Source organism: Streptomyces sp. NPDC058459 (assembly GCF_042721685.1).
Taxonomy (GTDB): domain Bacteria; phylum Actinomycetota; class Actinomycetes; order Streptomycetales; family Streptomycetaceae; genus Streptomyces.
In genome coordinates this window covers 1-5,551 of record NZ_JBHXLV010000300.1, presented here as the reverse complement: position 1 = coordinate 5,551, position 5,551 = coordinate 1, and the positions used below count along the sequence as shown (strand labels likewise).

Sequence of the window (5,551 nt, the reverse complement as noted above, 5' to 3'; positions counted from 1 at the left end):
GACGACGTTCCGCTTTACCTATGGCACCGGGCCCGCCGGCTGCCATGGTCGTTCTGCTTGAGCACACACCAAGCGACTTGACGACAGGCGCTCCGGGCCGACAAGGCCCGGAGCGCCTGTCGCGTTTTCCGGGTCCTGCCGGTCCGGGGCGGCCACCAGCCACCAGGAGCCCCGCATGAGCACCGCCACCCCGTACACCGGCCCCCAGCGGCCCGAGCGGATCATCGACGACGCCCGTGAGCGGATCGACGCGCTCGACGACCGGATCATCGGCCTCGTCCAGGAACGGATGGCCGTCTCCGCCGTCGTACAGCGGACCCGGATCACCTCGGGCGGCCGCCGGGTGAGCCTGTCCCGCGAGATGGAGATCCTGGGCCGCTACCGGGACGCCCTCGGCAAGCCCGGCACCGCGCTCGCCATGACCCTGCTGGAGCTGTGCCGGGGTCGCGGCTGAGTTCGGTGCCGCTCTCACCCGTACGGCGCGTGACCGGCTCGCGGCCCGCTTCGTTGAGCCCGTTGTCCGTGCCAGCCAGGGGCGGGCCCGACAGAACCACGCGTGGCTCGCCGGGGCGATGAGGCGTACGGGTCGTGCCGTACGCCGTGGGACCTCGTCCCGGAGAAGTGACCGGACGGCAGGGGACAGCGGCCCGGTCACCCAGGAGAAACGGCCGGCTCCGGGGACGCCCGGGGCCGTCCGGCGGACAACAACTGCACACATGAACCGGTGCCGGGCCGGCGGCCGCGGACGCCTCAGGGCGTGCGGTACGCAGCGCGTCCTCCCCCGTGTCCTCGCGCGGACACCGGCACCGACCCTCCCCGAACAGGTCCGCACTGGCCCTCCGCCAGAGGTGCGGGACCACCGAGGCGAGCGGCGTGCCCCCCCCTGCGCCGCTTTCCGGGCACCGGCTACTCCTCCCTGACGCCGGTGCCGATGACAAGGGCCCCGCGGCCGAGTTCGAGTTCCGCGGGGCCCTTCGTCACGCCCGCGCCCGAATGTGACCGACACCACACCCGAATGACGGGGCGGCGGTACAACCCCCAGCGGCCATCGCGCATCGAACCAGGCACCGGATCGAGAAAACGGTGTGAATCGAGGGACCTGCGTTCGGAGGGGGACGCAGGTCCCTCACTCATCACCCGCCCGTTCCGCCCTTCCGGCGCGGCACCTCGGGCACCGCCAGCAGCGGCAGCCGGAGCGCGCCGAAGGCGTCCGCCGGGACGGCCGGGGTGCGCGGCGCCACCGCCTCCAGCCGCTCGTACGCGGCACCCGGCGCGGGCCGCGGGTCCGCCTCGCCCTTGTTCGGCCAGTACGACATGGCACGCTCGGCCTGCGCGGTGATCGTCAGCGACGGGTTGACGCCCAGGTTCGCGGAGACGGCGGCACCGTCGACCACCGAGATGCCGGGATGCCCGTACAGCCGGTGGTACGGGTCGATGACGCCGGTCTCCGGGGAGTCGCCGATGGGGCAGCCGCCGAGGAAGTGCGCGGTCAGCGGGGTACCCATCAGCTCGCCGACGTTGCTGCCGGCGAAGCCGTTGATCTCGGCGGCGAGCGCGGAGGCGGCCTCGGTGGCGGCCCGGATCTGGGTCGGGTTCGGCGCGCCGTGGCCCTGCCGGGCGGTCAGCAGGCCCTTGCCGACGCCGCCGGGCTTCAGGTACGTCGTCAGGGAGTTGTCCAGCGACTGCATCACCAGGCCGATGATGGTCCGCTCCGACCAGCGCCGGGTGGAGAGCGAGCGGGCGAGCCGCACCGGGTGCCGGACCGCCTGCGTGAGCCAGCCGAGGACGCGCGAGGAGCCCTCGGCGTAGGGCACCTGGAGGATGGTGAGGCCGCCCATCGAGTTGGAGCCCTTGCCGTAGCGGACCGGCTCGATGTGGGTGTCGGCGTCCGGGTGGACGGAGGACGTGATGGCCACCCCGCGCGTGAAGTCGACCTTGTCCGCGCCGTGCGCCCTGCGGTAGCGCCGGTCGTCGGTCTGGGCGCCGACCAGGGCCTCGGAGTTGGTGCGGGTGAGGTCGCCGAGCCGGGCGGACAGGTGGGGCAGCTGGTGGTGGGCCTTCATGCGGTGCAGCAGGGTCTGGGTGCCGTAGGTGCCGGCCGCGAGGACCACCCGGCGGGCGGTGAACAGGCGCCCCTCGGCGGTGCGTCCCCGGTCGGTGGGCAGGGTGGCGACCGCGTAGCCGCCGCGCGAGTCGTCGGTGACGGAGACGACGGTGGTCAGCGGATGCACCACCGCGCCGGCCTTCTCCGCGAGGTACAGGTAGTTCTCGTTCAGGGTGTTCTTCGCGCCGTGCCGGCACCCGGTCATGCACTCGCCGCACTCGGTGCAGGCCCGGCGCGCGGGCCCGGCGCCGCCGAAGTACGGGTCCGCCACCTGCTCACCGGGCCGCGCCCTGGCCGCGCCGTCGGCGTCCTCACCGTCGCCGAAGAACACGCCGACCGGCGCCATGCGGAAGGTGTCGCCGACGCCCATCCGCTGCGCCGCAGCCTTAAGGTGCGTGTCGGACGGGGTGGTGGTCGGGTTGAGCCGCACGCCGAGCATGCGCCTGGCCTGGTCGTAGTACGGCGTCAGCTCCTCCTGCCAGTCGGTGATGTGCCGCCACTGGGGGTCCTCGAAGAACGGTTTCGGCGGCACGTACAGGGTGTTGGCGTAGTTGAGGGAGCCGCCGCCGACGCCCGCTCCGGCCAGCACCATCACGTTGCCCAGCAGATGGATGCGCTGGATGCCGTAGAGGCCGAGCCTCGGGGCCCAGAGGTAGTTGCGCAGGTCCCAGGAGTTGCGGGGCAGGGTGGCGGGGGTGAAGCGGCGGCCCGCCTCCAGGACGCCGACACGGTAGCCCTTCTCGGTCAGGCGCAGGGCGGTCACCGAGCCGCCGAAGCCGGAGCCGACCACGAGCACGTCGTAGTCGTGACCGTGGTCGTCACCGTCGTCGCGCCCCTCGCGGCCTACTTCGGTCCGGGCCCGGACAGTCTTCTCCTGCGACACGTGCTCTCCTCGTCGAGAACGGTGGTGGAACGGGCGATCGGGGCAGGAGGGTCAGCGGAAGCGGAGCGCCTTCATCACCTTCAGGCTGCGGCTCATGAAGACCGTGTACGCGGCGTCGTCCATGCCGAGCGAGGGCGCCATGGGCAGCAGCCGCTGCCGGGCGACGGTCTGGGCCTCGGTGTACTTGAGGATGCCCTCGGAGCCGTGGCGGCGGCCGAGGCCGGAGTCCTTCATGCCGCCCATCGGGGACTGGGCGCTGCCGTAGGCGGGGGCGTACCCGTCGTTGACGTTCACCGTGCCGGTGCGCAGCCGGGCGGCGATGTCCGTGCCACGCCGGGCACTGGTCGTCCATACGGAGGCGTTGAGGCCGTACGGCGTGGCGTTGGCGCGCTCCACGGCCTCGTCGTCGGAGCCGAAGCGGTAGACGGAGACGACCGGGCCGAAGGTCTCCTCGGCGCAGACGGACATGGTGCCGTCGACGCCGTCGAGGATGGTCGGCTCGAAGAAGTACGGGCCGATGTCGGGCCGCGCCGCCCCGCCCGCGAGCACCCTGGCGCCCTTGGCGACGGCCTCCGTCACATGCGCGTCGACGGCTTTGAGCTGGCGTTCCCCGGCAAGCGAGCCCATGTCGGCGCCGTAGGCGAGGGCGGTGCCGAGCCGCATGGCCTTGGTGCGGGCGGTGAAGCGCTCCAGGAAGGCGTCGGCGACCGACTCGTGGACGAACAGCCGCTCGACGGAGATGCAGAGCTGGCCGGCCGAGGAGAAGCAGGCGCGTACGGCGCCGGCGGCGGCCTTCTCGATGTCGGCGTCGTCCAGGACCAGCATGGCGTTCTTGCCGCCGAGTTCGAGGGAGACCCCGATCAGGCGGGCGGCGGCGCCGCGGGCGACCTCGCGGCCGGTGCGGGTGGAGCCGGTGAAGGAGACGTAGTCGGCGTGCCGGACGATCTCCGGGCCGACCGCCGGGCCCTCGCCCAGCACCACCTGGAAGACCCCGGCGGGCAGCCCGGCCTCGATGAGCAGGTCGCGGGCCCACAGCGCGGTCAGGCAGGTCTCGGTGTCGGGCTTCATCACGACCGCGTTGCCGGTGACGAAGGCGGGCAGGGCGTCGCCGACGGAGAGTTCGAGCGGGTAGTTCCAGGGGGCGATCTGGCCCACCACCCCGCGCGGGTGCCGCAGTTCGGTGACCTTGGTCAGGGCCGGCATGGCGCCGGTGTGCCGCTTGGGCCGCAGATAGGCGGGGGCCTTGCGGCCGTAGTGCCGGGCGCTGACGGCGACGGCCAGCACCTCCTCGTGGGCGTGCAGCCGGGCCTTGCCGGTCTCCAGCTGGATGAGGTCGAGCACCTCCGACTGGCGCTCCAGCAGCAGGTCGTGGAAGCGCAGCAGCACCGCGGCCCGGGTCCGTACCGGGGTCCGCTCCCAGACGCGCTGGGCGGCGCGGGCGGCCTCGTAGGCGGCGGTGACGTCGTCCGGGGTGGACTCAGGCAGGTCGGCGAGCTTGGCCCCGGTGAGCGGGGTGTGGTTGCTGGTCCGGCCGGAGCCGGTGACGCCCTTGGTGAGCCGGGCCACCAGTTCCGGGGTGACCACGTCCGAGGCGGTGCGCACGCCCACGGGGGCCGGGGCGGTCGGGTTGGTGCCGGTGACTTCCAGGGCCTGCGAGTCCGTCATGAGCCGCAGAGTATGCCGGGGGGCGGGCTTTCGGTACCCGTCGGTAACGGGGTTTCACCGGCCGCACCCATTCCGCCAGTGATCACTGGCGGTGAATGCGCTGATCAGGGCGTTGTCGGCCCGCTCAGTCGGCTCCGGGTTTTTTCGACAGCGGCAGTCCGGGGCCGCGAGCGGCCGCCTGTCGACGCGCCGCGCACCTCGACTCGGCCGGTCGCCGGCTCAGCGGGCCGTGACGGTGAAGGTGTCCACGGCCACGTCGAAGTGCTCGCGGACCTCGCGCGCCTTGCCGAGCGGGCCCGACACCCACACGTCGTACATCCGGCCGTCCTCCTCCCAGCACAGGTCGTGGGTGTGCCGGGCGCCCTCGGCGGAGGTGTAGCCGTTCCAGGTGAACTCCCAGAGGGCGGCGGGGTGTCGCTCGTGGGTGGTCTCGGTGACGCGGCCGTCGCGGTAGCCGGGGTTGGTGTCCGCGCCCTCGGCCGCGAGGCGCTCCAGGACGGCGGCGGGGCCGCCGGGTTCGGGCGGGGAGATCTTGATGCCGAGCCGGAAGGTCCCGCCGGCCGACAGGTAGAGGACGCGCTCGCCCTGTCGTTCACGGGTGAAGCCGGCCGGTACGGCGAGGGTGAAGCCCGCCGGGTCGCGGGCGGTGCGGTACCCGGAGGGCGCCGGGGTGCGGGAGCTGCCCGGCGTACGGGAGGCGGAGGGGGTGGCACCGGGCGCGTCGTCGCCGTCGCCCCGGCCCTGATGGGTCATCAGGAAAGCGGCCGACACCGCCGCCCCCGCCACCGCGGCGACCAGCAGGGCGGCGGCCAGTCCGCCCCGTCCGGGCGGGCGGCGGGTGGCCGCCGGTGCGGCGGGGCTGCGCGGTGCCTCGGGCGCGGCCGGCGGCTGCGCCGGGC

Annotated in this window: 3 protein-coding genes and 1 pseudogene; 1 reads left to right on the top strand and 3 read right to left on the bottom strand. The window is 73.6% G+C overall.

Features of this window, described 5'->3' with window-relative positions:
* The first annotated feature begins 175 nt into the window (after positions 1 to 175).
* Entirely contained in the window at positions 176 to 454 is a 279-nt protein-coding gene (locus ACFWN1_RS31185) for a chorismate mutase (protein WP_384369421.1), read from the top strand.
* Positions 455 to 1,133: 679 nt separating this feature from the next.
* Here the strand turns inward: ACFWN1_RS31185 and ACFWN1_RS31180 are convergent.
* From ACFWN1_RS31180 to ACFWN1_RS31170, 3 genes and pseudogenes are all read right to left on the bottom strand, one after another.
* Positions 1,134 to 2,987, bottom strand: coding sequence for a GMC oxidoreductase (locus ACFWN1_RS31180; RefSeq protein WP_384369418.1), 1,854 nt, complete (start codon positions 2,985 to 2,987; stop codon positions 1,134 to 1,136).
* Positions 2,988 to 3,038: 51 nt separating this feature from the next.
* Positions 3,039 to 4,652 (bottom strand): succinic semialdehyde dehydrogenase, encoded by a 1,614-nt coding sequence (locus ACFWN1_RS31175; protein WP_384369415.1) that lies wholly within the window; start codon positions 4,650 to 4,652, stop codon positions 3,039 to 3,041.
* Positions 4,653 to 4,871: 219 nt separating this feature from the next.
* Positions 4,872 to 5,551: pseudogene (locus tag ACFWN1_RS31170) on the bottom strand (serine/threonine protein kinase); the annotation flags it as partial.